This window comes from Aureimonas sp. AU22 (genome assembly GCF_001463745.1).
GTDB lineage: Bacteria > Pseudomonadota > Alphaproteobacteria > Rhizobiales > Rhizobiaceae > Aureimonas.
In genome coordinates this window covers 79,421-104,970 of the sequence record NZ_BBWJ01000043.1, presented here as the reverse complement: position 1 = coordinate 104,970, position 25,550 = coordinate 79,421, and the positions used below count along the sequence as shown (strand labels likewise).

The 25,550-nt window shown below is 66.1% G+C and carries 27 protein-coding genes, 1 tRNA gene and 1 pseudogene; 16 read left to right on the top strand and 13 right to left on the bottom strand.

The genetic code is table 11. The annotated features are described in order from the left end of the window. Positions 1-32 precede the first annotated feature (32 nt). From AUL34_RS15105 to AUL34_RS15090, 4 genes are read left to right on the top strand one after another with little or no spacing between them, the layout of a single operon-like run. Positions 33-479: a DUF2948 family protein gene (locus tag AUL34_RS15105; protein WP_061935240.1), complete on the top strand. Its 447-nt coding sequence runs from the start codon at positions 33-35 to the stop codon at positions 477-479. A 49-nt stretch (positions 480-528) separates the two neighbouring features. Then, positions 529-1,824 carry a histidinol dehydrogenase gene (hisD, locus tag AUL34_RS15100; protein ID WP_061935238.1) on the top strand — a complete coding sequence of 432 codons (1,296 nt, stop codon included), beginning with the start codon at positions 529-531 and terminating at the stop codon, positions 1,822-1,824. 15 nt (positions 1,825-1,839) lie between these two features. Next, complete coding sequence (locus AUL34_RS15095) at positions 1,840-2,310, top strand: UPF0262 family protein (protein WP_061935236.1); 471 nt, start codon at positions 1,840-1,842, stop codon at positions 2,308-2,310. A gap of 59 nt (positions 2,311-2,369) precedes the next feature. Further along, positions 2,370-2,807 carry a low molecular weight phosphatase family protein gene (locus tag AUL34_RS15090; RefSeq protein ID WP_061935234.1) on the top strand — a complete coding sequence of 146 codons (438 nt, stop codon included), beginning with the start codon at positions 2,370-2,372 and terminating at the stop codon, positions 2,805-2,807. A gap of 18 nt (positions 2,808-2,825) precedes the next feature. Here the strand turns inward: AUL34_RS15090 and AUL34_RS15085 are convergent, their stop codons facing one another. Continuing rightward, positions 2,826-4,403, bottom strand: a complete 1,578-nt coding sequence (locus tag AUL34_RS15085) for a DHA2 family efflux MFS transporter permease subunit (RefSeq protein WP_061935232.1) — start codon at positions 4,401-4,403, stop codon at positions 2,826-2,828. Positions 4,404-4,456: 53 nt separating this feature from the next. Next, positions 4,457-5,674, bottom strand: coding sequence for an HlyD family secretion protein (locus tag AUL34_RS15080; RefSeq protein WP_061935230.1), 1,218 nt, complete (start codon positions 5,672-5,674; stop codon positions 4,457-4,459). Between the two features lie 135 nt (positions 5,675-5,809). On the opposite strand from AUL34_RS15080, the gene AUL34_RS15075 reads away from it, so the two are divergent. Continuing rightward, complete coding sequence (locus tag AUL34_RS15075; RefSeq protein WP_061935228.1) at positions 5,810-6,481, top strand: TetR/AcrR family transcriptional regulator; 672 nt, start codon at positions 5,810-5,812, stop codon at positions 6,479-6,481. Between the two features lie 137 nt (positions 6,482-6,618). Here the strand turns inward: AUL34_RS15075 and yihA are convergent, their stop codons facing one another. The 5 genes from yihA to rpmH all read right to left on the bottom strand — a co-directional run bounded on the left by yihA (position 6,619) and on the right by rpmH (position 10,407). Further along, the gene (gene yihA / locus AUL34_RS15070; RefSeq protein ID WP_082653408.1) at positions 6,619-7,305 is read right to left on the bottom strand and encodes a ribosome biogenesis GTP-binding protein YihA/YsxC; all 687 of its coding nucleotides are present in this window, start codon (positions 7,303-7,305) and stop codon (positions 6,619-6,621) included. Further along, positions 7,302-7,943 carry a CatB-related O-acetyltransferase gene (locus AUL34_RS15065; RefSeq protein ID WP_061935226.1) on the bottom strand — a complete coding sequence of 214 codons (642 nt, stop codon included), beginning with the start codon at positions 7,941-7,943 and terminating at the stop codon, positions 7,302-7,304. Before AUL34_RS15065 ends, yihA begins: the two co-directional genes overlap by 4 nt. Positions 7,944-8,050: 107 nt before the next feature. Further along, complete coding sequence (gene yidC / locus AUL34_RS15060) at positions 8,051-9,856, bottom strand: membrane protein insertase YidC (protein ID WP_061935223.1); 1,806 nt, start codon at positions 9,854-9,856, stop codon at positions 8,051-8,053. 6 nt (positions 9,857-9,862) lie between these two features. Continuing rightward, positions 9,863-10,276, bottom strand: coding sequence for a ribonuclease P protein component (gene rnpA / locus AUL34_RS15055; RefSeq protein ID WP_061935221.1), 414 nt, complete (start codon positions 10,274-10,276; stop codon positions 9,863-9,865). Continuing rightward, the gene (gene rpmH / locus AUL34_RS15050) at positions 10,273-10,407 is read right to left on the bottom strand and encodes a 50S ribosomal protein L34 (RefSeq protein WP_026501365.1); all 135 of its coding nucleotides are present in this window, start codon (positions 10,405-10,407) and stop codon (positions 10,273-10,275) included. The genes rnpA and rpmH overlap by 4 nt, the downstream gene beginning before the upstream one ends. A gap of 418 nt (positions 10,408-10,825) precedes the next feature. Here rpmH and AUL34_RS15045 point away from each other — a divergent pair, with 418 nt between their 5' ends. Both AUL34_RS15045 and AUL34_RS15040 read left to right on the top strand, forming a co-directional pair. Next, a complete protein-coding gene (locus AUL34_RS15045; protein WP_061935396.1) occupies positions 10,826-12,283 on the top strand; it encodes a HAMP domain-containing sensor histidine kinase in 1,458 nt (485 codons plus the stop codon). A 145-nt stretch (positions 12,284-12,428) separates the two neighbouring features. Further along, positions 12,429-12,505 (top strand) — tRNA-Arg (locus tag AUL34_RS15040). On the opposite strand, the gene AUL34_RS21965 is transcribed toward AUL34_RS15040, so the two are convergent. Together AUL34_RS21965 and AUL34_RS21960 are read right to left on the bottom strand one after the other, a co-directional pair. Then, positions 12,476-12,772 carry a hypothetical protein gene (locus AUL34_RS21965; protein ID WP_156420948.1) on the bottom strand — a complete coding sequence of 99 codons (297 nt, stop codon included), beginning with the start codon at positions 12,770-12,772 and terminating at the stop codon, positions 12,476-12,478. The genes AUL34_RS15040 and AUL34_RS21965 overlap by 30 nt on opposite strands. A gap of 190 nt (positions 12,773-12,962) precedes the next feature. Further along, positions 12,963-13,685, bottom strand: a pseudogene (locus AUL34_RS21960) (IS5 family transposase). Positions 13,686-14,001: 316 nt separating this feature from the next. Between AUL34_RS21960 and AUL34_RS15020 the strand changes: the two are divergent. The 5 genes from AUL34_RS15020 (at position 14,002) to AUL34_RS15000 (ending at position 17,925) form a co-directional block, all read left to right on the top strand. Further along, positions 14,002-14,457 carry a carboxymuconolactone decarboxylase family protein gene (locus AUL34_RS15020; RefSeq protein ID WP_061935217.1) on the top strand — a complete coding sequence of 152 codons (456 nt, stop codon included), beginning with the start codon at positions 14,002-14,004 and terminating at the stop codon, positions 14,455-14,457. A 209-nt stretch (positions 14,458-14,666) separates the two neighbouring features. Continuing rightward, positions 14,667-15,416, top strand: coding sequence for an SDR family oxidoreductase (locus AUL34_RS15015; protein ID WP_061935212.1), 750 nt, complete (start codon positions 14,667-14,669; stop codon positions 15,414-15,416). Between the two features lie 41 nt (positions 15,417-15,457). Next, a complete protein-coding gene (locus AUL34_RS15010; RefSeq protein ID WP_061935210.1) occupies positions 15,458-15,874 on the top strand; it encodes a cupin domain-containing protein in 417 nt (138 codons plus the stop codon). Between the two features lie 80 nt (positions 15,875-15,954). Beyond that, positions 15,955-16,860, top strand: a complete 906-nt coding sequence (locus AUL34_RS15005; protein ID WP_061935208.1) for a sigma-70 family RNA polymerase sigma factor — start codon at positions 15,955-15,957, stop codon at positions 16,858-16,860. 99 nt (positions 16,861-16,959) lie between these two features. Continuing rightward, on the top strand, positions 16,960-17,925 hold the full coding sequence (locus AUL34_RS15000; RefSeq protein ID WP_061935206.1) for an oxidoreductase: 966 nt from the start codon (positions 16,960-16,962) through the stop codon (positions 17,923-17,925). Between the two features lie 320 nt (positions 17,926-18,245). Here the strand turns inward: AUL34_RS15000 and AUL34_RS14995 are convergent, their stop codons facing one another. The 3 genes from AUL34_RS14995 to AUL34_RS14985 form a co-directional block, all read right to left on the bottom strand. Further along, positions 18,246-19,076, bottom strand: a complete 831-nt coding sequence (locus AUL34_RS14995; RefSeq protein ID WP_061935204.1) for an undecaprenyl-diphosphate phosphatase — start codon at positions 19,074-19,076, stop codon at positions 18,246-18,248. Beyond that, positions 19,073-19,429 (bottom strand): hypothetical protein, encoded by a 357-nt coding sequence (locus AUL34_RS14990; RefSeq protein ID WP_061935202.1) that lies wholly within the window; start codon positions 19,427-19,429, stop codon positions 19,073-19,075. Before AUL34_RS14990 ends, AUL34_RS14995 begins: the two co-directional genes overlap by 4 nt. A 753-nt stretch (positions 19,430-20,182) precedes the next feature. After that, positions 20,183-20,785 carry an inorganic diphosphatase gene (locus tag AUL34_RS14985; RefSeq protein ID WP_061935200.1) on the bottom strand — a complete coding sequence of 201 codons (603 nt, stop codon included), beginning with the start codon at positions 20,783-20,785 and terminating at the stop codon, positions 20,183-20,185. A gap of 253 nt (positions 20,786-21,038) precedes the next feature. On the opposite strand from AUL34_RS14985, the gene AUL34_RS14980 reads away from it, so the two are divergent. The 4 genes from AUL34_RS14980 (at position 21,039) to AUL34_RS14965 (ending at position 24,733) form a co-directional block, all read left to right on the top strand. Next, positions 21,039-21,593, top strand: coding sequence for a sigma-70 family RNA polymerase sigma factor (locus tag AUL34_RS14980; RefSeq protein WP_192845767.1), 555 nt, complete (start codon positions 21,039-21,041; stop codon positions 21,591-21,593). Continuing rightward, a complete protein-coding gene (locus tag AUL34_RS14975; RefSeq protein ID WP_061935196.1) occupies positions 21,583-22,359 on the top strand; it encodes an anti-sigma factor in 777 nt (258 codons plus the stop codon). Before AUL34_RS14980 ends, AUL34_RS14975 begins: the two co-directional genes overlap by 11 nt. Positions 22,360-22,447: 88 nt before the next feature. After that, positions 22,448-23,134 (top strand): DedA family protein, encoded by a 687-nt coding sequence (locus tag AUL34_RS14970; RefSeq protein WP_061935194.1) that lies wholly within the window; start codon positions 22,448-22,450, stop codon positions 23,132-23,134. A gap of 15 nt (positions 23,135-23,149) precedes the next feature. Continuing rightward, entirely contained in the window at positions 23,150-24,733 is a 1,584-nt protein-coding gene (locus AUL34_RS14965; RefSeq protein WP_192845771.1) for a TerC family protein, read from the top strand. Between the two features lie 162 nt (positions 24,734-24,895). Here the strand turns inward: AUL34_RS14965 and AUL34_RS14960 are convergent, their stop codons facing one another. Continuing rightward, positions 24,896-25,384, bottom strand: a complete 489-nt coding sequence (locus AUL34_RS14960) for a CreA family protein (protein WP_061935190.1) — start codon at positions 25,382-25,384, stop codon at positions 24,896-24,898. Between the last annotated feature and the right edge of the window lie 166 nt (positions 25,385-25,550).

Sequence of the window (25,550 nt, the reverse complement as noted above, 5' to 3'; positions counted from 1 at the left end):
GATGCGCCGGCATGGACACGAGACACGACCCGATGGACCAGCTTCGCCTCAATGCCCTCGACGCGGACGATCTCGCGGTCGTCTCGGCCCATTGCCAGGACGCCGCCCTGCGCGTCGGCGACCTGCGGCTCGACGCGCGGGCGGGCCGCCTCCTCGTGCCGATGAACCGCTTCGTCTGGGAACGCGCCAAGCCGCGGGGATGGTTCGGCAGGTCCGGCGACGACGAGCGTCGGCGCAGCGTCCTGCGCTTCGACCGGGTCGTCTCGGCCAGCCGGGTCGGCATCGATCCGGGGGCGCCCGAGGACGTGCTGTCGCTGCTCGCCCTGCGCTGGACGCCAAGCGACGAACCGTCGGGCTCGATCGAGCTTGTCTTTGCCGGGGAAGCCGCGATAAGGCTCCAAGTCGAATGTATCGAGGTTCAGCTGACCGATCTCGGCGCGTCCTGGAGCACCTCGTCACGCCCCTCGCACCGGGTCTGACGGCGCACCCGGCGCTCCGAGCGGGACGGCTCCGAGGGAGATCCGCGCCTTGCCCCAGAGGCTGAACGCCGACGAGCCGGATTTCGAGCGCCGGTTTCGCGACCTCCTCTCCGCCAAGCGCGAAGTTTCGGCCGACGTCGAGGCGACGGTGCGCGACATCATCGCCGCCGTGCGCCGGGGCGGCGACGCGGCCCTGATCAGCTATACCGAGACATTCGACCAGCTGTCGCTGCGGCCCGAGACGCTGCGGGTCGGCGAGGCGGAGATCGAGGCGGCCTACCAGGCGACGCCGCCGGAGACGCTGGAGGCGCTCACCCTCGCCCATCGGCGCATCACCAGCCATCACGAGCGCCAGCGTCCGAAGGACGACCGTTACGAGGACGAGATCGGCGCGGTTCTCGGCAGCCGCTGGACGGCGGTGGAGTCGGTCGGCCTCTATGTGCCCGGCGGAGCGGCGAGCTACCCCTCTTCCGTCCTGATGAACGCGGTGCCGGCCAAGGTCGCCGGCGTCTCGCGCATCGCCATGGTCGTGCCCGCCATGCGCGGCGTGCTCAACCCCCTGGTGCTGGCGGCCGCGCGCATCGCGGGCGTCGACGAGATCTACCGCGTCGGCGGCGCGCAGGCGGTGGCGGCGCTCGCCTACGGCACGGCGACGATCGCGCCCGTCTCGAAGATCGTCGGCCCCGGCAACGCCTATGTGGCGAGTGCCAAGCGACAGGTCTTCGGCACGGTCGGCATCGACATGATCGCCGGCCCGTCCGAAGTGCTGGTCATCGCCGACGCCGACAACGATCCCGACTGGATCGCCGCCGACCTTCTGGCCCAGGCCGAGCACGACCGGTCGGCGCAGTCGATCCTCCTCACCGATGCGGCCGCGTTCGCGGACGCGGTCGAGGCGGCCGTCGAGCGCCAGCTCGCCCGCCTGTCGCGGGCGGAGACGGCGCGCGCGAGCTGGGAGGAGTTCGGAGCGACGATCGTGGTCTCCGATCTCCTGCGCGACGCACCGCCGCTCGCCGACCGCCTGGCCGCCGAACACCTGGAGATCGCGACCGCCGACCCGGATGCCCTGTTCGCCCGCATCCGCAACGCCGGCGCCGTGTTCCTCGGGCGCCATACGCCCGAAGTCATCGGCGACTATGTCGGCGGCTCGAACCACGTCCTGCCGACGGCGCGCTCGGCGCGCTTCTCGTCGGGTCTGTCGGTTCTCGACTTCGTCAAGCGCACCTCGATCCTCCAGCTATCAGCCGAGGCGCTGCGCGCGCTCGGCCCTGCCGCGATCGAGCTGGCCCGGGTCGAAGGGCTCGACGCGCACGGCCGCTCGGTCGCCGTGCGGTTGAACCTCTAGGGACGCGGCGCGGCGATGGCGGGAGCGGGAAAGCTGATCGCGGTGGAGCTCGACGAGACGGTCGGGCGCGCCTCGCCCGACATCGAGCACGAGCGGGCGGTCGCGATCTTCGACCTGATCGAGGAAAACCTCTTCCAGCCCGAGGGTCTCGAGGCCGAGCGCTACCGGCTGAAGCTGGCGCTGGCCGACCGGCGCCTCGTCTTCGACATCGCCGACGAGGACGGTCGTCCGCTGACGGCCCATCACCTGTCGCTCACCCCGTTCAAGCGCGTGATCCGGGACTATTTTCTGATCTGCGACAGCTACTACGAAGCGATCCGGTCCTCGACGCCCTCGCAGATCGAGGCCATCGACATGGGCCGGCGCGGCATCCACAATGACGGCTCGGACCTCCTGCGCGAGCGGTTATCCGGCAAGATCACGCTCGACAAGGACACGGCGCGGCGCTTGTTCACGCTGATCTGCGTCCTGCATCGGCGCAACTAAGGACAGGGGGCTGTCATGAACCACGGACAAAACAGCCGCTCCAGCTCCAGAGGCCGCCCTTGAGCGAGGCCGGCGCCACGAAACGTCCCGGCTCGATCCTGTTCGTCTGCGGGATGAACGCGATCCGCTCGCCGATGGCCGAAGCCATCGCGCGCGACGTCCTGCCCGGGACCTATGTCGCCTCCGCCGGTGTCAAAGACGGGACGCGCGATCCCTTCGTGGACGTGATCCTCGCCGAGGAAGGCCTGTCGCTCGGCGACCGCAAGCCCCAGAAGTACGAGGACCTCGCCGACGGGTTCTTCGACCTGATCGTGACCTTGTCGCCCGAAGCCCACCACGCCGCCATGAGCGCGACGCAGACCGAGGCGACGGCGGTGGAGTTCTGGCCGATGCCCGACCCGTCCGCCGTCACCGGCAGCCGGGGCCAGATCCTCGACGCCTATCGCGACCTCTTCCGGCGCATCAAGGCCCGGCTCGACGACTTCAGCAAGCGCTGAGCCGCACCGCCCTCGACGTCAGTGCGCGTCGACCTTCACGCCCGTCTGCGGACGCTGCACGAAGACGCACAGGACGCAAAGCGCGACGAAGAGGCCGGTGAGGAACAGGAAGACGTCCGAGAACGCCATCACCGAAGCCTCGCGACGCACGAGACCCACCATCTGGCTGATCGCGGCCTGGCTTCCGTCGATGCCGGCCGCCGAGAGATTGCCGGCGATCTCCGCCATCCGGTCCTCGGCCACCTGGCTGCCCCAGCGCACCCGCTCGGCCAGCCGGTCGTAGTGAAGCGCCGTGCGGTCGTTGATCATCGTGTTGATCAGGGCAAGGCCCACCGCACCCCCTAGGTTGCGCGTCAGGTTGTAGAGGCCCGATGCGCCCTTGATGACCTGCGGCGGCAGCGTGCCGAGCGCGATGTTGTTGATCGGCACCATCGCCATCATCAGGCCGAACCCGCGCAGGATCTGCGGGATCAGCAGCTCGTAGAAGTCCCAGTCGTGGGTGAGCCCGGTCATCAGCCAGGTGCCGAGGCCGAAGGACGTGAAGCCCATCACCATCATGGCGCGCGGATCGAGCTTGGTGGAGAGCTTGCCGGCGATCGGCGCGGTGAAGAACATGGCCATGCCCGAGACGAACATGGTCTCGCCGATCATCAGCGAATCGTAGCCGCGGATGCGCCCGAGGTAGACGGGGTAGAGGTAGGTGAGGCCGTAGAGGCCGACGCCCATGATGAAGGAGAAGAGCGAGCCGAAGGCGAAGTTGCGGTTTCGGAACGCCGTCAGATCCACGATCGGCTCCTTGGCGGTAAAGGCCCGCCAGAAGAACAGGAGCCCGCCGAGGACAAGCACCACCGTCATCGCGACGATGACGTCGTCCTCGAACCAGTCGTCGAGCGGCCCTTCCTCCAGCACGTATTCGAGCGCGCCGAGAAAGGCACCCATGCCGATGAGGCCGTACCAGTCGAACCGCGAGAACAGGGACAGGTCCGGCTTGTCGAAGTCGACGAGGTTCCAGACGGCCAGGGTCACGACGATGCCGAAGGGCACGTTGATGAGAAACAGCCAGTGCCAGCTCATGGCATGGCTGAGATAGCCGCCGACCGTCGGGCCGATCGTGGGTGCCAGCGTCGCCACGAGGCCGATCATCGGTGAGACGACGGCGCGCTTGGAGGGCGGGAAGATCGTGAAGGCGGCCGCGAAGACGCTCGGAATCATGGCGCCGCCGATGAAGCCCTGCAGCGCGCGGTAGAGGATCATCTGATCGATGTTGGTGGCGGTGGCGCACAAGGCCGACGACGCCGTGAAGCCCGCGGCCGCCAGGGCGAACAGGACACGCGTCGACAGCATCCGGGCGAGGAACCCGGAGAGCGGGATCATAATCACCTCGGCGATCAGATAGGCCGTCTGGACCCATGCCACCTCGTCGGACGAGGCGGACAAGCCGGCCTGGATCTCGGCCAGCGACGCCGAGACGATCTGGATGTCGAGGATCGACATGAACATGCCGAAGACCATGGCCATGAAGGCCAGGACGCGGCGGAGGGGAACCTTGTCCGCATCCGCTTGGGTCAGGGGCGGCTGGGCTGTGATCGACGACATGGGCGTTCTGCCTCGCCGACCCCGAAGGGGCCGGCCGTGACGAAGGGGGTTGGTTAGTTCGCTTGCGCCAGGGCGTGCGAGCCCGCCGGAGCGGTGCGCGTGTCGACCTTAGCCGTCACCGACAGGCCGGGACGCAGGTTGCCCTTGGCGGCCTCGGCGGGATCCACCGCAATGCGAACGGGCACGCGCTGGACGATCTTGGTGAAGTTGCCGGTCGCGTTGTCGGCCGGCAGCAGCGAGAAGACCGAGCCGGACGCGGGAGCCAGCGAGACCACCGTCCCCTTCACCTCGACGCCGGGCAGCGCGTCCACCTCGATGCGCACGCTCTCGCCGACCTGGATCTCGTGCAGCTGGGTTTCCTTGAAGTTCGCGTCGACGAAGACCTTGTCCAGCGGCACCACGGAAGCCAGCCGGCGGCTGGGAGACACGAGATCGCCCTCCTGCACCGACAGGTTGCCGACGACGCCGGCATAGGGCGCGCGCAGCGTCGTGAAGGACAGATCGCGGGCCGCCTGATCACGGGCGACGGCCAGGCCTTCCAGCGTCGTCTTGCCCTGGCGGATCTGCGCGTCGAGGACACCGACATTCGCCTCTGCCGACGTCACCGCCGCCTTGGCACCGGCAAGCTTGGCGTCCGCTTCGGCCTTGGCGGAGCGTGCCTGGTCGAGCGGCGCTTGGGCGCCGGCGCCCGTGCGGGCCAGTTGCTCGGCGCGCTTGAGATCAAGCGCCGCCTGCCCCACCGTCGCTTCGGCGACCGTGACGTTGGCTTGCGCCTCGCCGACCTGACCGACCGCCGCCTCGCGCTGAGCCTCGATCGAGCCGATCGCCGCCTTTTGCGAATCGATCTTCGCCTCGGCCGAGCGCAGGGCCAGTTCGTAGTCGCCCGGGTCGATCTCGACGATCGCATCGCCCGCCTTGACCGGCTGGTTCTCGACCACCGGGACGGAGCGCACGTAGCCGGTGACCTTCGGCGTCATCACGGCCATGTCCGCGCCGACATAGGCGTCGTCGGTCGAGACCAGGAAGCGGCCGTCGACCCACCACTGATGACCGTACCAGGCGCCGCCGCCCAGCGCCGCGACGACGATCAGCGGCAGGAGAAGCCTCTTGCCGATGCCGCCCTTCTTCTTCGCGGGAGCCGCTTCCGCCGGCTTGGCGGCAGGCGGCGCCGCCTCGCCGGTCTTGCGGGCGACGACCTCGAGCTTGGGCGCCTCGGGAGCGCGCTCGGACTGCACAGAAGGGTTTGACTTTTGCGATGCGGACTTCGACATAGTGGCAGTACCCAAATCGAACCGAACCGTTCGGTTCGACGTTGACATAGACGTGATGACAAGGCAGGGCAAGGGCGACACCCGATCCCCGATGTGATTATTTTGGCATCCTTAGCAAAAAGCGCTTCCCAATCCGTGACCGCCGCCCCGTCGCCGGATCCCTCGTCCGCGCTGTCCTTCGACCGTCGCACGGGGGCCGGCGAGGACCCTGTCAAGCGACGCCAGATCCTCGATGGCGCGCGTCGGGCCTTCGTCGGGCTCGGCTTCGACGCGGCATCGATGAACGATGTCGTCCGCGAGGCCGGCGTCTCGAAATCGACGCTCTACGTCTACTTCCGGTCCAAGGAGGACCTCTTCCGCGCGCTGATCGAGTGCGAGCGCGAGGCCTATCTCGCCGAGGTCGAGGCGCTTCTGACCGATCCGGGGGAGCCGGCCGACACGTTGCGGCGCTACGGCCGAAGGCTCGCGCGGCTCGTCATGTCGCCGGAGGCCATGCATGCCAAGCGCACGGTGATCGCGGTTGCCGTGCGCATGCCCGAGCTTGGCCGCGAGTTCTACAGGCATGGGCCGCAGCGGGGCCTCGCCCTCCTCTCGGCCTATCTCGAAAAGGCCTGCGCGGCCGGAACGCTCGCCATCGACGACGTGCCGCTGGCGGCGGCGCAATTCGTCGAGCTCGCCACGGCCGGCGTGCTCCGCCGCCGCTTCTTCGACGACGAGGCGCCCCCGCCGGACGATGCCGACATGGCGCGGATCGTGGATTCCGGCGTGGCCCTGTTCATGGCGGGATATGGCGCGAAAGCGCGATGACAAGGATGTCCCTCGAGGCGATCCGCCCTGCCGGGACCGCCATGCGCCGTTCTGCGCGGGCCAGGACCCGGCGTCGATAGCCCGCACGGCACATGGCGCGGACGCGAAAGCCGACCCGGCTTTCGTCGGGAAAGACTCTACGGCGCGACCTCTGCGAAACTCGCGATCGCCGCCTGAACCTCCTCGATGCCGAAGCCCTTCTCGGACGAGGTCGCGATGATCGCGGGATAGGCGGCGGGACGCTTTCTGATCGCCTCGCGGGTCGCCGCCTCGAGCTTGGGAAGCGCGAGCGCCGAAATCTTGTCGGCCTTGGTCAGGACGATCTGGTAGGAGACCGCCGCCTTGTCGAGGAGGCTCATCACGTCGGCGTCGTTCTTCTTGATGCCATGGCGCGCGTCGATCAGCAGGAAGACCCGTTTCAGGGTGGCGCGCCCGCGCAGGTAGTCGAAGACGAGCCGCGTCCAGGCATCCACCTGTTCCTTCGGCGCCTGCGCGTAGCCGTAGCCCGGCATGTCGACCATCGCGATCGGCGGAAGCTCGCCCCGTTCGCCGGAATAGCCGTCCGGCACGAAATAGTTGAGCTCCTGCGTGCGGCCCGGCGTGTTGGAGGTGCGCGCAAGGCCCTTCTGCCCGACGATGCCGTTGATCAGGGACGACTTGCCGACATTGGAGCGGCCGGCGAACGCGATCTCCGGCGGGCCTTCGGGCGGCAGGAACTTCATCGACGGCACGCCGCGTATGAACACCCAGGGCCGCGCGAAGAACAGGCGACGCTCTTCTCCTGCGCCTGCCTCGGCGCCTTCAGTTCCCTGGGTCTCGTTCATACCGCCTTCTCCAGCGCGTCGATGTCGGCGCCGCGAATGGCGGCAAGGTTTCGCCCGATCGTCTCCGCCGGCCAGTCCCACCAGCGAACGGCGAGCAGGCGCTCGATCACGGCGGGCTCGAAGCGCAGGCGACGGGTCGCGGCGGGGTTCCCGGCGACGACCGAATAGGGCGCGACGTCGCGAGAGACGACGCTGGAGGCCGCCACGATGGCTCCGTCCCCGATCGTGACGCCCGGCAGGATCAGCGCATCGGCGCCGATCCAGACGTCGTTGCCCACCGTGGTATCGCCCTTGAGCCCCGCCGTGATGGACGCGAAATCGAACCCCTCGTCCCATCCTTCGCCGAAGATGTTGAAGGGAAAGGTCGAGAAGCCCGTCATCGCGTGGTTCGCGCCGTTCATGACGAAGCGTGCGCCGGTCGCGATGGCGCAGAACCGTCCGATCACCAGCCGGTCGCCGAGGAAATCGTAGTGGTGGAGGATGTTGCGCGAGCCGAAGAGGAGCGCCGCCTCCGGGTCGTCGTAATAGGTGTACTCGCCGATCTCGACGTTCGGTGCCGAGACGACGTTGCGCAGGAAGACGATGCGCTGGTGGGCGGGCACCGGGTGCACCGCTCTCGGGTCGGGACCAAGGGACATGGCCGCTTCTTACGGCCTCGCCGTCCGTGCGTCCACCACCGCAACCAGCTGGAATGAGGCGGGCGGGGCTCGATGGCCCCGCCCGCCCTCCATCGGTGTGCCCGACCTCAGCTCGTCTTCTTGCGCCGGAACGTGTCCCGGAGGTTGTCCCAGAGCTCGATCTTGGCGCCGTGGCGCTTCATGATCAGGGTCTGCTGGGTGATCGAAAGCGTGTTGTTGCAGGTCCAGTAGATCACCAGGCCCGCCGGGAACGAGGCCATCATGAAGGTGAAGATGATCGGCATCCAGGTGAAGATCATCTGCTGAGCCGGGTCCGGAGGGGTCGGGTTCAGCTTCATCTGGATGAACATCGTGATGCCCATCAGGATCGGCCAGATGCCCACCATCAGGAGGTGCGGCAGGGTGACCGGGACCAGCCCGAACAGGTTGAAAAGGCTCGTCGGATCGGGCGCCGCCAGATCCTGGATCCAGCCGAAGAACGGCGCATGCCGCATCTCGATCGTGACGTAGAGCACCTTGTAGAGCGCGAAGAACACGGGGATCTGGACCAGCACCGGCCAGCAGCCTGCCGCCGGGTTGATCTTCTCCTCCTTGTAGATCCGCATCATCTCCTGCTGCTGCTTCACCCGGTCGTCGGCATACTTCTCGCGCAGCTCGACGATCTTGGGCTGCACGTTCTTCATGCGCGCCATCGAGCGGTACGACTTCGAGGCCAGCGGGAAGAAGAGGAGCTTCAGCGAGACCGTGACGAGAATGATCGCGATGCCGAAATTGCCGGTGAAGCGATAGAGCCAGTCGATGTAGTGGAACATCGGCTCGGTGATGAAATAGAACCAGCCCCAGTCGATCAGCTGCCCGAAATGGGCGACGCCGAGGGTCTCCTCGTAGCCGTTGATCGTGTCCACCACCTTGGCGCCGGCGAAGGCGCGGGTCGTGGTGTCGAGGCTCGCGCCCGGCTGGATGGTGATCGGGTCGGCCAGATAGTCCGACTGGTAGAAGGCGCGCCCGTCGGCCGAATAGCGGAAGTTCGGCTGGAACGTGCCGATGCCGGTGGTGGGCACGAGCGCCGTCGCCCAGTACTTGTCGGTGATGCCGAGCCAGCCGACCGACGTCTTGGCGGGCGAGACGCGCGCGTCGTCCTCGATGTTCTTGTAGCTGACCTCCTGGAGGCCGTCCTCGCCGAGATGCCCGATCAGCCCTTCGAAGATCACGAAGGCGGCGGCATGCTCGGGCTTGGAGAAGCGCACGGAGCGGCCGTAGGGCGAGAGGGTGACCGGTGCGGCGCTCTCGTTGCGCACGCTGTCCTCGACCGTGAACATCGACTGATCGTCGACGGAGATGCGGCGCGTGAAGGTGACGCCGGCGTCGTTCGTCGCCGTCAGCGTCACGGGGGTCTGGGCGGTGAGCGTCTGGTTGCCCTCGGCCTGCCACAGCGTCGCGGGGCCGGGCAGCGCGCCTGCGCCCTGGCCGGAATAGCCGAACTCGAGGAAATAGGCGTTGGAGCCGATCGTCTCGGGCGACAGGAGGACGATCGTGGGCGACGCGTCGTCCACCGTCTCGTGGTAGTGCTTCAGCCTGAGGTCGTCGAGGCGCGCGCCCTGCAGGTTGATCGAGCCCGACAGGGAGGGCGTGTCGATGGCGATGCGCGGGCTGGCGGCGAGCGCCGCCTCGCGCGTCAGGCCGGTCACGGCCGGGGTCTGCGTCGTCGGCACCACGCTCTCGCGACCGGCGGGCGAGACCTCCCCCTGCTGTTCGGTGCCGGCCGGCGTCGTCGGCGTCTGCAGCGTCGCCGGCGCGCTCTGCGCGGCGAGGCGCTCGGCCTCCATGCGCGGATTGACGACGAGGAACTGCCACCCGACCAGAACGGCGATCGAAAGCGCCATGGCGATCAGGAAATTGCGGCTGTTTTCCATGGAAGGTCAGATCCCCGAAGGAGGCATTGCGGGCGGTTGCCTGGACGCCTTCGGCGCCGTACCGGTCGCCACCTTGGCGACGCGTCTCGAAAGCTCGCCCGTGAGCGTCTCGAACGGCAATGTGAGTAGCTCGCGGCGGGCGACGATCACATAGTCGAAGCCGGCGGCCATGTCAGCCCCGCACACGGTACGGATGGCCTCACGAAGACGTCGGCGGATGCGATTGCGCTCCACCGCGTTTCCGACCTTGCGCGTGACGGTGAGGCCGTAGCGGGCCGAGCCGCCGTCGGCGCGATCCAGGGCCTCGATCAAAAAGAAAGGGCCGTTCAAGCGACGGCCCCGTCTTGCGGCCAGAAACTCGGCACGCTTGGTCAGTCTGGAGATCGTCGGTCCGCCGGGGCCTGAAGCCCTGGCACTCAAGCCGACAGGCGCTTGCGGCCACGCGCACGGCGGGCGGCGATCACCTTGCGGCCGCCGGTCGTGGCCATGCGGGCGCGGAAACCGTGGCGGCGCTTGCGGACGAGCTTGGAGGGCTGATAGGTGCGCTTCATGGACGTATCCCGCGGTAAGCCCGCGGACCTCTTGATCTTCTATGGGTTCAAATCGAACGTCGAACGCACGAAAGATCCGCATGGGCAAGCCCCATCCGACCCGGCATCCGTCTGTGGGCGCGCTTATAGGTTTGAAGCGGGGGATAAGTCAATCGCCCTCGCCCGGAACCGGAACGGCCACCCCGTCGGCGGCCGCGCGATCGTCCCGAGGGGCCGCCCCCGATGCCTAGGAGCGGCCTTCCTCCCGCCATCCCGTGAACGCGCGGCGGGCCGGGCACCCCGAGGCTCCGTTAGGCACTTTCGTCGATCCCACCTGGCGCCTTCCCTTTGCGCGTGACCCCGGCCCGGCGATGGCCTAGGCTTGACGCTACGTCCTTCCTATCTCCTGCGCCGGCCCATCCTGGCCGGCGGAACCGCGATGACACAGCCCATTCACGACGCGAAGCCGAGGGAGGGTTCGCGTCCTCCCTTCGCCAAGCGCCTGTCCTCGCGCCTCTTCGCCCTCACGGTGCTCGCCGTGATGGGGGCCGAAATCCTCGTCTTCGTTCCGTCCGTCGCGCGGTTCCGCCTCGACTGGCTTCAATCGAAGCTGGAGACGGTCTCGGTGGCGACCCTGATGTCGGACTTTGCAGAAGGCGGCCTTCTCCTGTCGCCCGAACAGGAGAGCGAGCTTCTCCACGCGCTGGACGCGCGGCTCATCGCCATTCGCCGGCCGGGCACGACGCAGCTTCTCGCCCGGGTGCCGGATCTTGCGACCGTCGACGAGCAGGTGGACCTGACGCAGGAGACGGGCGTCGATTCGGTGCTTGCCGCCTTCGACACCCTGTTCAGCCACCGCCCCCGGACGATCCGACTGGTGGGCGAGATCGGCGACGGCACGATGACGGGCGAGATCGTCTTCGACGAGGCACCGCTGCGCCGCGCGATGTTGCTGTACTCCCGCAACATCCTCCTTCTGTCGCTCGGGATCGCGAGTTTCACCGGCCTTCTGGTCTTCGGGGCGATCAGCCTGTTCCTCCTGCGCCCCGTCCGCGCGCTCACCCGCGCGCTCGTCCGGTTCGGGGCCGATCCCGAGGATCCCTCGCTGATCCTCAGGCCCAGCGAACGGACGGACGAGCTCGGCATCGCCGAGCGCGAGCTCGCCGGCATGCAGCACGTGCTCGCCGACACGCTGCGCCAGCAACGGCGCCTGGCCGATCTCGGCCTCGCGGTCTCCAAGATCAATCACGACCTGCGCAACATCCTGGCATCCGCCCAGCTCATCTCCGATCGGCTCGCCGACGTGCCGGACGCGCAGGTCCAGCGCTTCACCCCCGTACTGATCCGCAGCCTCGACCGGGCCCTCCATTATACCCAGTCGGTTCTCGCCTACGGGCAGGCGGCCGAGAGCCGCCCCGTGCGCCGGCGCACCCTCCTGCACCGGTTGGTGGAGGAAATCTTCGAGACGCAGCTCGTCACGCCCGAGCAGGGGATCGAACTCGTCAACGCCGTGCCGCCGTCCTTGGAGGCGGACCTCGACCCGGAACAGTTCTTCCGCGCCCTGTCGAACCTCGTGCGCAACGCGGTACAGGCGATGGAGGGAGAAACCGACGATGCCGTGGTTCGCCGCGTCGCCGTCCGGGCGGAGGCACTCGGCGACACGCTCCTGCGCCTCGTGGTGGAGGACACCGGGCCCGGCCTCGGCCCCGCCGCACGCGACCATCTGTTCCAGGCGTTCCGGGGCTCGACACGCGCGGGCGGCACCGGGCTCGGCCTCGCGATCGCCGCCGAGATCGTCAAGGCGCATGGCGGCCAGATCCGGCTCGCAGCCTCCAGCATGCCCGGCACCCGGTTTGAGATCGACCTGCCGGGCGCCCTCCCCCCGACGACCGCCTGAGAAGCCGACGACGCGTCCCAAATCCCTGTGTCTCCAAGGGCTTGCGATAAACCTGGCCGCTCGCGCGTGGAATCGCTTGCAATCCCGCCGCGACTTGGCTAGTTACCGCCTCACGAACGGCCGCGGCTTGATCCCGACGTTCTAGGCGCCCGTAGCTCAGCTGGATAGAGCACCAGACTACGAATCTGGGGGTCAGAGGTTCGAATCCTTTCGGGCGCGCCACTTCCGTACAGATCTGCGAACACCGAACATGCCGGCGGATGCATCTGCCATGGTGCCCGCATGCCCGGCAATCGCCTGTTCGAGCGTAACGGTATCGCCAACGATGCGGACGGTCGCATCCCCGACTTCAACGCGGTCGATGACGGAGCGCAGATAGGCCTTACGGAATGGCACGTCGCCCGAGCGAATGTTCTCGCGCATCGCCCGACCAAACTGTTTGAAGATCTCCGGTGGGATGGTCTGGCTCGACACCATCTGAGCGCGCACGCGGTCGAGAGCCGCTTCAGCTTGTCCTTTGCGTCCGTCGCCTCGCGTTAAAGGGCGATGATTCGCCCATCGACTTCCGTCGCCTTCTCGGCGCGGTTGCCGACGATGGAGGTAAGGAGTTCCGTCAACCGCTCGGTTGTGAACAGACGATCAGTCAAATGCTCGACCACTAGGGTCAGGACTCATAGTTTTAGAGCCAGAACAGGACGGTGGCTACCAGCGCGATGGCGGAGAAGAAGACCGTTGGGCAACGGTCGTAGCGGGTTGCGACGCGGCGCCAATCCTTCAGCCTCCCGAACATGTCTCGATGCGGTTGCGTCGCCGGTAGCGGCGCTTGTCGTGGCGTACGTGTGCATCGCGGACTTCCGCCCTGGAATGCAGGGCTTGATGCTTTTCGCCTCAAGAGCGTCCCGGAACCAATCGGCATCGTAGCCCCAATCGCCGAGCAACCATTGCGCCTTGGGCAGATCGTCCGGAAGCGCCGTTGTCCAGGTGTAGTCGCTGACGGGCCCGGCGGGCAGGACGAAGCTCAGCGGGCGACCGTCCGCATCCGCCACGGCGTGGAGCTTGGTGTTCATGCCGCCCTTGGTGCGGCCGGTCAGGCGGCCAAGCCCCACTTTTTGACCGCCAGGCTCGATGCCGTGCGGTGCGCCTTCAGGTAGGTCGCGTCGATCATGATTGTTCGGGGATCGGCACCGCCTGCGGCCAATCCTTCCATCACCCGGACGAAGACACCCGCTTCACCCCAACGCTTCCAACGGTTGGTGAGCGTCTTCGCGGGCCCATAGTCCCGTGGTGAATCGCGCCGGCGCAGACCGTTGCGATTGCCGAAGATGATGCCGCTGAGAGCCCGCTGATCGTCGACACGTGGCCTGCCGTGGCTTTTGGGAGAGAATGGACGAAGCCGCTTCATCTACTCGTCCGTCAGCCAGTACAGGCCGCTCATATCCAGTCCCCACAGCAGAGCCTGAGTCAGACGGCACGCCTCAAATCAATGGGTCCTGACCCTAAGGGTGTGCTACATCAACTGACGGATATCGGCCGATCGCAAACGACCCACATCGGTCGGCCATCGACCTGCTCAACCTAATCGGAAGCGGACGTAGATGCGTTCGGCGGAAATACGAGCTCCTTTGACTGGGAATGCTACTGGCATGTCACATCCGGCTCGCTCGGCTCGTCCTGCCTTCGAACGTCGATCTTCGGCGTTCGGAGCAAAAGGACGAGACATGAGCGAGAACAAGCGGCTGGCCTGGAACGAAGTGGCGCCGCAGGGCGCCAAGGCGCTCTATGGCATCCACCACTACATCACCACGGGTACCAATCTACCGAACGAGCTGATCGACCTCGTCTTCCTACGGGTGTCGCAGATCAACGGTTGCGCGCACTGCATCGACCTGCACACCCGGGACCTACTGAAGACGATGCCGCTCGATAAGGTGGTCCTAGTTCCGGTGTGGGCCGAGGTGCCCCACCTGTTCTCCGAACAGTATCGCGCCGCGCTTGCCTGGGCGGAGGAGGTCACACGGGTCAGCGAGACACACGCCTCCGACGCAGCCTATGCGGCCGCCAGTGCGGCCTTCGCGCCCAAGGACCTCGTCGACCTCACGATCACCATCGCTGCGATGAACGCGTTCAACCGTCTCGGCGCGCCCTTCCGCCTCCCGGTCCAGGCGAAGCCCTAGCCCGTTCTACCGCTTCGTCAGGGACGGCGCCGATGCCGTCCCGCCCGCCGAGGTCGATCGATCCCTCACCGGCAATTCCGCGTTTCACGTCGCTAATTTTTCCCAAGGCATGTCACATCCGGCCTAACCCACCTCGTCCTTTGTCTGACGGACGCGAGAGCACGGCATGGAGCCGCCCCGTCCGTTCTCGAACAAAGGAGAAGGGCAAGATGAAGATCGTGGTGATCGGCGGCAGCGGGCTCATCGGTCGGCACCTGACAGCCGAACTCTCGCGGCAAGGGCACGAGGCTATCGCGGCTTCACCGAGCAGTGGAGTGAACGCGCTGACGGGCGAAGGCCTTGCGGACGTCCTCCACGGAGCCGACGTCGTCGTCGACGTGTCGAACTCGCCTTCTTTTGAGGACGCGGCGGTGCTCGACTTCTTCGAGCGCTCAGGCCGCAACCTCCTCGCCGCCGAGCGCGAGGCGGGTGTGAAGCACCACGTCGCCCTGTCCATCGTCGGCACGGACCGCGTCGAGGGGAACGGCTACTTCCGGGCAAAGGTCGCGCAGGAGCAGCTCATCAAGGACTCCGGCATTCCCTTTACCATCGTACGCGCGACACAGTTCTTTGAGTTTGTCGCCACCATCGCCGAAGCCTCCGTCGCTGGCGACCGCCTCGTCGTGCCCGATGCAGACTTCCAGCCCATCGCCGCCGTCGATGTCGCCGCAGCACTCGCCGATGTCGCGCTCGCTCCGGCGCGCAACGCCATGATCGAGATTGCCGGGCCAGAGCGTCTGCCGTTCCGTGACTTCGTTGCCCACCATATCGCCGCCAATGGCGACCCTCGGGAGGTGCTGGCAGACAGGGCAGTGCTCTACTTCGGCGCGGCGCTCGAGACGGGGACGCTAGTTCCCGAGCATGCGGAAGCAGTGCGGCTCGCGCCGACGCGGTTTGAGAGTTGGCTCTCCGCCGCCTGAGCCCGATGCACTTCTCCCATCCACGAAGAAAGGCCTCATCCATGTTCAGGGCAATCCTGCTGGGCACCTTCCTTGCCGTCTCTGCCGTCCCCGTCATGGCCGCGGATGTAGCGAGGGGCGAAGCCCGCGTTACGACGATCTTCGACTACCCGCTGCCTTCGGTTCCCGGCAAAAGCCTGCGTGGCGTCCTTGTCGAGTACGGCCCGGGCGGCTCCTCGCCGTCCCACACCCACGCCGCCTCCGCCTTCATCACGGCGACCGTGATCGAGGGCGCGGTGCGCAGCCGGATCAATGAAGGGCCGGAAAAGGTCTTCCGTGCTGGCGAGAGCTTCGTCGAGATGCCAGGCGACCATCACGGCGTCAGCGCCAACGCGAGTGACGACGATCCCTCCAAGCTCCTCGCCGTCTTCGTCGTGGATACGGACGATACCAAACTGACGACGCCGGACCGTCCGTAGAGAACCCATGTATTCTGGCGGCGGGGTCATCTCCGGCCATCACCGTTGAGGCAACCGAAACTACCGTCGAGGACGCGCACATGCGGCAGGCAGACGACGCCACGGTCATCTTCGAGACGCATCGGGCGCGGCTCCTGCGCATCGCCTATCGCATGCTCGGCTCGCGCAGCGAGGCCGAGGACATCGTGCAGAACGCATGGCTGCGATGGGTCGGCGCCGACCGGAGCGGGATCGCCGCCCCCTATTCCTTCCTCGCGCGCGTCGTCACCCGGCTCTGCCTCGACGAGATGAAGTCGGCCCGCGCCCGACGGGAGACCTATGTCGGCGCCTGGCTGCCCGAGCCGCTGGTGGAAGCCGAGGACGATGGCGTGGACGAGGACGACCTGACACTCACGTTGATGATGGCGCTTGAGCGCCTGTCGCCGCTCGAACGGGCGGCCTTTCTGCTCCACGACGTCTTCGGCGTGCCGCTCGGCGAAGTGGCGGACACGCTTGACCGGGAAGCCGCAGCCGTGCGCCAGCTCGCTGTCCGGGCAAGGCGGAACGTTCAGGCCGCACGCCCGCGCTTCCCGATCGAGCGCAAGGAAGGCGAGCGGATCGCGCGTGCCTTCTTCGCGGCTTCGACCAGCGGCGACACCGCAACGCTGCGGACACTTCTTGCCGAGAACGCGGTCTTGCGTTCGGACGGCGGCGGCAAGGTGCTGGCCTTCATCAATCCCATCGCGGGACTGGACCGCCTCTTACGTATGTTCGAGGGCGTGCGCCGCAAATGGGGGGAAGGCTGGGCGCAGATGCTCGAGCCCGTCTGGATCGACGGGCTTCCCGGCTATGTCAGCCGCGAGCGGGGCGACGTCATCCAGACGACAGCGCTCGCTATCGAGGATGGCCAGATCACCGAGATCTACATCACCCGCAATCCCGACAAACTTCGCCACGTCGCGCAGGCTCTCGCGGCCGTTCCGGACCCGACCTCGCGGACACAGTGATCGCATAGCGAGCGACCAGCGGGTCGCCTCACGCCAAACCCAACCTCTCAAAGCGCTCTCTGCTTCCGCTGGACGCGCCCAACCACGCAGGACAGCAGCATGACCCGGCAAACACCCATCGGTTCCGGCTTCGGTGCTGCCAGCACGGCAATGGAGGTCGTCGCCGGAATCGATCTCTTTGGGAAGCTTGCCGTTGTGACCGGAGGAGCCTCGGGGCTCGGACTCGAGACGACGCGCGCTCTTGTTCACGCTGGGGCCGAGGTGATCGTGCCAGCGCGCAATCCCGAACGGGCAAGAGCCGCGTTGCTCGGGCTCGCCAGCACCACGGTCGAGCTCATGGATCTCGCCGATCCGCAGTCCGTCGCCGCCTTCGCTGGTCGGGTCGTGTCCGCCGGCCGGCCCGTGTCGATCCTCGTCAACAGCGCGGGCATCATGGCGACGCCGGAAACGCGAGATGCCGACGGACACGAGGCGCAGTTCGCAACCAACCACCTCGGCCACTTCCGGCTCACGCTCGGCCTATGGCCAGCTCTCGTCGCCGCCAAAGGGGCACGCGTTGTCAGCGTCTCATCGCGCGGCCACCAGATCGCCGGGGTCGATTTCGAGGACATCGACTTCCGGGTTCGTCCTCACGACAAGTGGCTCGCCTACGGTCAGTCGAAGACGGCCAACGCGCTCCTTGCGATGGCGCTCGACCGGCGAGGACGAGGCCATGGCATCAGGGCCTTCTCGCTGCATCCCGGCCAGATCTTGACCGATCTGGCCCGGCACCTCAGTGCCGAGGAGATCGCCTCGTTCGACGCACTGGACGAGGCAGGCCGTCCTGTCGTCGATCCGGCGCGTGGGATGAAGACCGTGGAGCAAGGCGCTGCCACGAGCGTCTGGTGCGCGACGAGCCCGCAGCTCAACGGCATGGGTGAGGTCTACTGTGAGGACTGCGACGTGGCGGTCGTCAACGAGCCGAGCACGGGAAGGAAGGGTGTCAGTTCGTGGGCATGCGATCCGGAATCGGCCGAAAGTCTGTGGCAAGTGTCCGCGGCGCGGACAGGGTTGGACACAGTTTGAACCCGGGTGCACTCGCAAAGGAAGACGCCCCCTCTTTGGATGATTACTCGCCGCGAGTGGCAGCTTTCATGCTTCAATGTGCCGGAAGCGGCAGATCCCTTTCCACCCTGCCAAGCCGATCAGTACCGGGGAAGCGGACACCCGGAAGCGGTCCATCCGCAAACGACCCTTCTAAACCATTCTGAAGTTCACTAACGCACCCCTGAAAGCCGACCTTCCAGCCTGCGATTACGCCAACTCCGTCGGCATGAGATTACCCATATGCCGGGACTCATCCTCTAGGACGCCGATCTGGTTGGCTCGACGCCTCGAACCTTGCCTCAGGGAACGATGTAGCCGACCGCAAGCAGGGCGATGAGGCTTAGTCCCAAAGCGACCCGGTAGTAGACGAACGGCATGTAGCTCCGGGTCGAAACGAGCTTCAGGAAACCCACAATGACGAGGTATCCGACGACAAAAGCTATCAAGGTGGCAAGAGCCGTTGCACCCGGGGCGACGGGCGTATCCTGGCCTATGCTTTTGGCAAGCTGGTAGAAGCCTGACCCGAGGACCGCCGGGATCGCAAGAAGAAACGAGTAGCGCGCTGCCGCTTCCCGCGTGTAGCCCATCAGAAGTCCAGCGCTGATGGTGCCCCCGGAGCGCGAAACGCCGGGCACGAGTGCCATTGCCTGGGCGAGTCCGAACAGGACGCCGTGACGCCAGGTCAAGCGCTCCAGCGGGATCACCTTGCGCCCGAAATGATCGGCAAGTCCAAGGACGATGCCGAAAGCGATCAGCATCGTCGCTGTGATATAAAGGTTTCTCAGGCCGTGCTCGATCTGATCCTTGAAAAGGAGGCCAAGGACGACGATCGGAAGCGAGCCAATCATGATCAGCCAGCCGAGGCGAGCTTGGTCGGCTTCATGGGGCCTGCGTAAGATTGCCTGGGAAATCCAGGCATTCGCGATCCGAAAGATGTCCTTCCGGAAGTAGACGAGCACGGCAGCTTCGGTACCGATCTGGGTGATGGCGGTGAAGCCAGCGCCTGGATCAGCCCCTGATGGCAGGAATTCTGCAGCGATCCGGATGTGGGCGCTTGACGATACGGGCAGGAACTCGGTCAGTCCCTGAAGCAAACCAAGCACGGCGGCGTCGAACCAACTCACCGTCATGCGCCGGCGTCCTGTCCTGCATTGCCGCGGGATTGCGAAGACGCTTTCCGCCAATCGAAACTCGCCGGCCCCGCCGCTTGCGCTCTCAGCAGAGTCAAGGCCGCGAGCGCGATGGACGCTGTCGTGAAGCCAACGGCCAGACAGATAAGCAAGCCGATCTGGAAGTATTCCGCGAAACTGTCGACGTAGAGGAATCCGTCGAGATAGGTCGGACGCATGAGGACGTAGAGGAGATTGCAGATGGCAATCAGCGGGCATGCCAGGATGATAATCGAAAGCATGCGGCCGATCGCGATGGAGCGCCGACGTTTCCGGAAAGTTCGACGCTCGCCGGCGGTATCGTGCGTATGCATTGAATCAAACCCAGCTTCGATCGGACGAATGCGGCCGCATCTTTTGACATGCGACCGAAGGGGGTCTCCTAACGAACGAAGCTGCGCTCGGCTAGCACCGATCGATTGACGACGATGCGGCGCCGTTGAGCGCCTCGCTGGTTGGTAGGATCGACGGCGCACGTCTGAAGGTCTGGCGGGCCGTATTCAGGGCCGTTCAGCCCATCATATCTTCCACAGTGGTGCTACCGCACAGGTGTGCGGACAGATGGCGAACGCACGGATGCAATCGGTATCGTTCCCTTGCGCCTTCCTCTAGCAGCTGCCTGGCTCGGACCGCTTGCAGACGTGCGCTTCGGGACAGAGCCATTCCACAAGCAAGCGTCTGGGTAATTTCGCGCGCGAGTTGAATGGAAAGGCCTATCGGCGGCGACGAAGCTCGCCGCCGCCGTCTTGAAGATCAGAATATGAGCTTCAACAACCCGACCACCACTGCCAGGCCGATCAAGAAGATGATCAGTCCGATAATTCCAATTCCCTTAAGCATGCCGTCTCCAAAGCGTGTGGCGAAACCGTTGAGTATGCACAATGGGACAAGAGGCCGACGCGTTCCAACGCCAACGGGATGCGCAGTAGCCGACGAAGGGGACGTCGAGTACCGCGCGATACTCGGATCGGCATGATGCTCGACGTTGCTGGTACGGACAGGATGACACCCAGGGGACCAGGCCGAATGGCTGTATCAGACCTCGCGCGGCTGTGCCCTGAACGATCTTACTGGTTCTGACCGCGATAGTTGCGGATGGCCTGCGCGACCTCTTCCCGAGCCGCCGACGCGTCGCCGAAGCCGTAGAGTTCGACGACCTTGCGGCCCGCGGGAAGCTGCTTGTAGACCCGGAAGAACGCCTCGAGCCGCTCCGTCTCGATCGTCGGTAGATCGGCTACCGTCTGCACCTTGTCGTAGGTCGGATTCACGTCGCTGACCGGAACGGCGACGATCTTGTCGTCGGTCTCGCCGCCGTCGATCATCTTGAGGACGCCGATGGCCCGCACCTTGATCATGGCACCGGGCACGATCGGCTCGCGGGTGTAGACGATCGCGTCCAAGGGGTCGCCGTCCCCCCCACGCGAGCTCGGGATCGACCCGTAGTTCGCGGGGTAGACGACCGGCATCGACTGATAGCGGTCGACGATGACGTGGCCCGTCTCGGCGTCGATCTCGTACTTGGTGAAGCTGCCTTGCGGGATCTCGATCATGGCGAAGAACTCGGTCGTGTCCTCCGGCTGCGGATAGGCGTAGGGCGAGACGTATTCCTGCGCTCCGGCAGCGCCGGCGGTCATCATCAACGCGATCAGCGCGGCGGTCTTGGTTCGCATATCCGGATCCTTCCTTCGACGGGTGCTCGCCTGTCGAGCGATGGGCCGGATAGGGACCTCGCATGACAGGCCGGTGACACAGTCGGTTCAGGGTTCCAGGCCGCCTTGGCGAGGGCGCCATCTGCGGCAAGCGCCGGGAATGCCTACGCTGAACGGGCTTGGTTCGCTTCAAGGACGTCCGTGCCGACCCGTTCGCGACGCGTATCCGGACCGTTGGACGAAATATATTTTTAGGCAGGGATAGAAGGCGGCCATGCTCCGTCTATGGGGGATGACGGACTCAAAACGCGACCTCGACGTGGTGGGAGAACTGACGCCGCTTCGGCGCTATGCACTGACCCTGACGCGTGATCCGCACGAGGCGGAGGATCTCGTTCAGGACACCCTCCTGAAGGCGTTCGAGAAGCGCGACCAGCTCCGCACCGCCCAAAGTCTGCGCGCCTGGCTGATGTCGATCCTCCATAATCGCTTCCTCGACAGGGAGCGGTCTCGCCGGGCCGAGACGGTGCGCTATGCCGAAGTCGGCATGCGTCTCGACCGCACGGTCGCGGCCTCGCAGGACACCTCGCTGCGCCTGGCGGATGTCCGACGTGCCTTCATGTCCCTTCCGGTGGATCAGCGAGCCGCGCTGCACCTCATCTGCCTCGAGGGTCTGTCCTACGAGCAGGCCGCGGCACAGCTCGGCATCCCGGTGGGCACCTTGGTCTCCCGTCTGGTTCGTGGCCGCACCCGCCTGAAGGAGATCGAGAACGGCACGCTCTCCGTTGTACTGCCCTTCCGCGCTCCCGGAGTCCCCGATGCATCCTGACAGTGATCGCGTCCTCGATGCCGACCTCATCGCCTACGTCGACGGGCAGCTCGACGCCGTGCGCCGGGTCGAGGTGGAGCGGTATCTGTCTCATCATCCGGACATGGCCGTGAAGGTTCTGGCGGACCTCCACGTCAGGAACGAACTGCGACTGGCGCTCTTGGACGCGACGGGAATCGAACAGGCCGGCACCGCCATCCTCGCCGACCAGCTTCGACTGAAGCTCAAGCTCCTCTCGTATCGCCGACCCGCGATGCAGGCGGTGGCCGCTGTTCTGATCCTCTGTGGCGGATTGCTGGCCCAGAGCCAGTTCGATGTCTTCGGGATCAGGCGGAGCAACGCGTCCGCCCCGCCCCCGGCCTTCGTTTCGGAGGCGCTCGAGTCCTACACGACCACGACCTTGCGGAACGGCATGCCGTCTCAGCTCGAGGTGAAGCGCTACGACCGGGGAGAACTGCGAGCGGCCACGGCCATCGCCATGCCGGCCCTACCGGAGGAATGGACGATCGACGACGTGCAGGTGTTCCCCTCGACGTTCGGCCCCAGCGTCAGCGTCGCCATGGAAACACACGACATCGGCCGGGTCGCGCTCTATGCCGCGCGGCCCGGCACGTCCGTGAACCTGCCGATCACCACGGCGGGCGGCGGCGAGGTTTCGGCTGCGTTCTGGCAGGAAGACGACGTCGCCTACGCCCTGATCGGCTCGAACATCGACCACGGCCGGCTCCTGCGCGAGGCCGGGCGGGTCGAGCGCAGCCTGCCCTGACGAGCACAGGTCAAACTGACGCTGACGGCGTTGGGCAAACCCGACGCCCTCGTCGTTTGATGCCCGACATCCAAACACGCAAGGAATCATGGAAGCGCTTTTCGCCGATCTCGGCACATTCATTCAGGACAACCGGGCCTGGGCGGGACCGATCGTCGCCCTCATCACGTTCGGGGAGTCCCTCGTCATCGCCGGACTGCTGATCCCGGCAACTGCGTTGCTGCTGCTTGTCGGCGGTCTCGTCGGATCGGGCGTCCTCGATCCGGTGACCGTGCTCGTGTGCGCCATCGTCGGCGCCGTTCTCGGTGATGTCGTATCCTACATTCTCGGCAAATGGCTGGGTCCTGGTATCGTCTACCGCAGACCGCTGCGCCGCTACCGGCACGCGGTGGCTCGCACGCGCCTGTTCTTCCGCAAGTACGGCTTCGCCGCCGTGTTCCTCGGGCGGTTCCTGGGCCCGATCCGATCCACGGTTCCCCTCGTCGCGGGGATGATGGCGATGAACCAGACGCGTTTCCAGATGGCGAACGTCCTGTCTGCCATCGTGTGGGCTCCGCTGATGCTGGCACCCGGCTGGCTCGCCGCGCAGGGCATGGGACAGCTTCCCGACCTGTCCGCCAAGCATGCGATCGGCGGCCTCGTCGCCGTGCTGGTGGTGACCGCTCTCGCGACCCTCGTCGGCGGCCGCAAGCTGTTCGCGAAGTCCCCGTCGCGGGCAACGCTCCGCGAGCAGCGGCGCCGGGCATCCGTCGCCCGTCTCGCCGACACGCGCTGAACCACCTCACACAGGATCAACATCCCTATGGAATGGATTGCAGACCCGAACGCATGGATCGGGCTTGCGACGCTGGTCGTGCTCGAGATCGTGCTCGGCATCGACAACCTCGTCTTCATCGCCATCCTCGCCGAGAAGTTGCCGCCCGAGCAGCGTGACCGGGCCCGGCTGATCGGACTCAGCCTCGCACTCGGCATGCGCCTCGTGCTGCTCGCGTCGATCTCCTGGATCGTGACATTGACCAACCCGCTGTTCTCGGTGGGCAGCCTGTCGTTCTCGGGCCGGGACCTGATCCTCATCGTCGGCGGCGTCTTCCTCCTTGCGAAAGGAACGATGGAACTGCACGAACGGCTGGAGGGCCACGAGGCGAAGTCCGGCGGTGGACAGGCCAACGCCGTGTTCTGGCAGGTCATCGCGCAGATCGTCGTCCTCGACGCGGTGTTCTCGCTCGACAGCGTCATCACCGCCGTCGGCATGGTCGAGCACCTCATGGTCATGGTCATCGCCGTCGTCGTCGCCATGGCGATCATGATGCTGGCGTCCAAGCCCCTCATGGCCTTCGTCAACAGGCACCCCACGGTCGTGATCCTGTGCCTCGGCTTCCTCTTGATGATCGGGTTCAGCCTCGTCGTCGAGGGCTTCGGCTACCACTTGCCAAAGGGCTATCTCTACGCCGCCATCGGCTTCTCCGTCCTGATCGAGGCGGCCAACCAGTTCCGCGGCCGCAACAAGGACCGCGAGTTCGCGGGGATGGACATGCGCGAGCGAACCGCCGCCGCCGTGCTCAAGCTTCTGGGCGGCCGCCGCCGCGGCGAGCCGCCGGCACCCGCATCCCTCGACAGGTCCGCCGACGATGCCGGTTCGGCGGTGTTCGCTCCTGAGGAAACCGACATGATCCAGGGCGTCCTGACGCTGGCCGAACGTCCAGTGCGGACCATCATGTCGCCTCGCTCCGAGATCCAATGGATCGATCTGGGCGAGACGCAGGAGGAAATCCGCGCCGACATCCTGAAGCTCACGCACTCCATCGTGCTTCTGTGCCGGGACGGCCTCGACGGGTTCGTGGGTGTCGCGGCGACCACCGACCTCCTGCACACGCTGGCGCAGGGCACGGCAATCGATCTCCAGGCGAAGATGCGCCAGCCCGTCATCGTTCACGACGGAGCGAGCGTGCTGCGCCTGATGGAAGAGTTGCGAAAGGCCTCGACCCCGCTCTCCATCGTCGTCGACGAGTACGGCGCCGTCGTCGGCGTCGCCACTCCGACCGACATTCTCGAAGCGATCGCAGGCGAGTTTCCGGACCGTGACGAAGTTGCCGCCGAAGTGACGCTTGCCGAGGACGGCTCGTGGACCCTCGACGGCTTCGTCGACGTCCACCGCGCAAGCTCGGTCCTGGGTGCCGACCTCGTCGACGAGAACCATCGCTACACGACCCTGAACGGCTACATCGTTCGCGCGCTCGGCGACATTCCCGCCGCCGGACAGCGCCTCGCTGCCGACGGTCTGGAATTCGAAGTCGTCGCCATGAACGGGCGCACGGTCGACAAGGTGCGTGTGCGCCGGCCGGTTCTCGAACTGTCCAGCCAGACGGTGGGATAAGCGTCGCTTGGACCGCATGCTGGACCATCATGCGGGGAACACGGGCCTTCGCATCGACGTATAGCGCCTGTCGACGTCCGACGACCGGGCAAGGGTCGCTGGCGCCATGCACCATGTCTCGTCCAGCGGTCGTCCGGGCGAGCCGATCGGGGATGCAAGCGATCAACGAACCTTTGGAGCGTCCGGCTGCGTCCCGTTCCACGCCATCGGTGCGACGACCGACAACGAGGTGGCCGGCGAGCCATCGATCAGGCGCGTCGTTCGCGCGACGTAGACGATGCTGCCGTTCGCCTCGTCGAAGAGGCGATCGATCTCCAGCGACTTGAAGATCAGGGAGCGGCTTTCGTCGAAGACCTGCTCGCCCTCCTCGTCGCCGCTGATCGTGTCGTTGTAGACGATCGGGCCCGTCTGGACGCAGGACACGCTGGCGACGGACGGATCCTCAGCCAGCCCGACCGCACCCTTCAGGCCACCCGTTCGCGGACGGGCGACGTAGCAACTGATGCCACCGATCTTCGGATCCTCGAACGCCGTCACGACGATCTTGTGGTTCGGCCCGATCAGCTTGAAGGCCGTCGACACCTCGCCGATGTCACGGGCGGAAGCTTGAAGGGGAGCGAGCAGGACGGTGAGGGCGAGCACATACTTCATGGAATGACCATCCAGATGGGAAGTAACTGGAAAGGTAAGACAACCTTTTCCGCGATCAGCGTTCCGGCTGAAGCATCGGTGTTGCGGGGAACGTCCGTTTTTTGCTTCTGAAAGCAGAAAACTGACAGGCGGGTTCCCACCCCGTCCGGTCTCCGGCGGCTGGGAA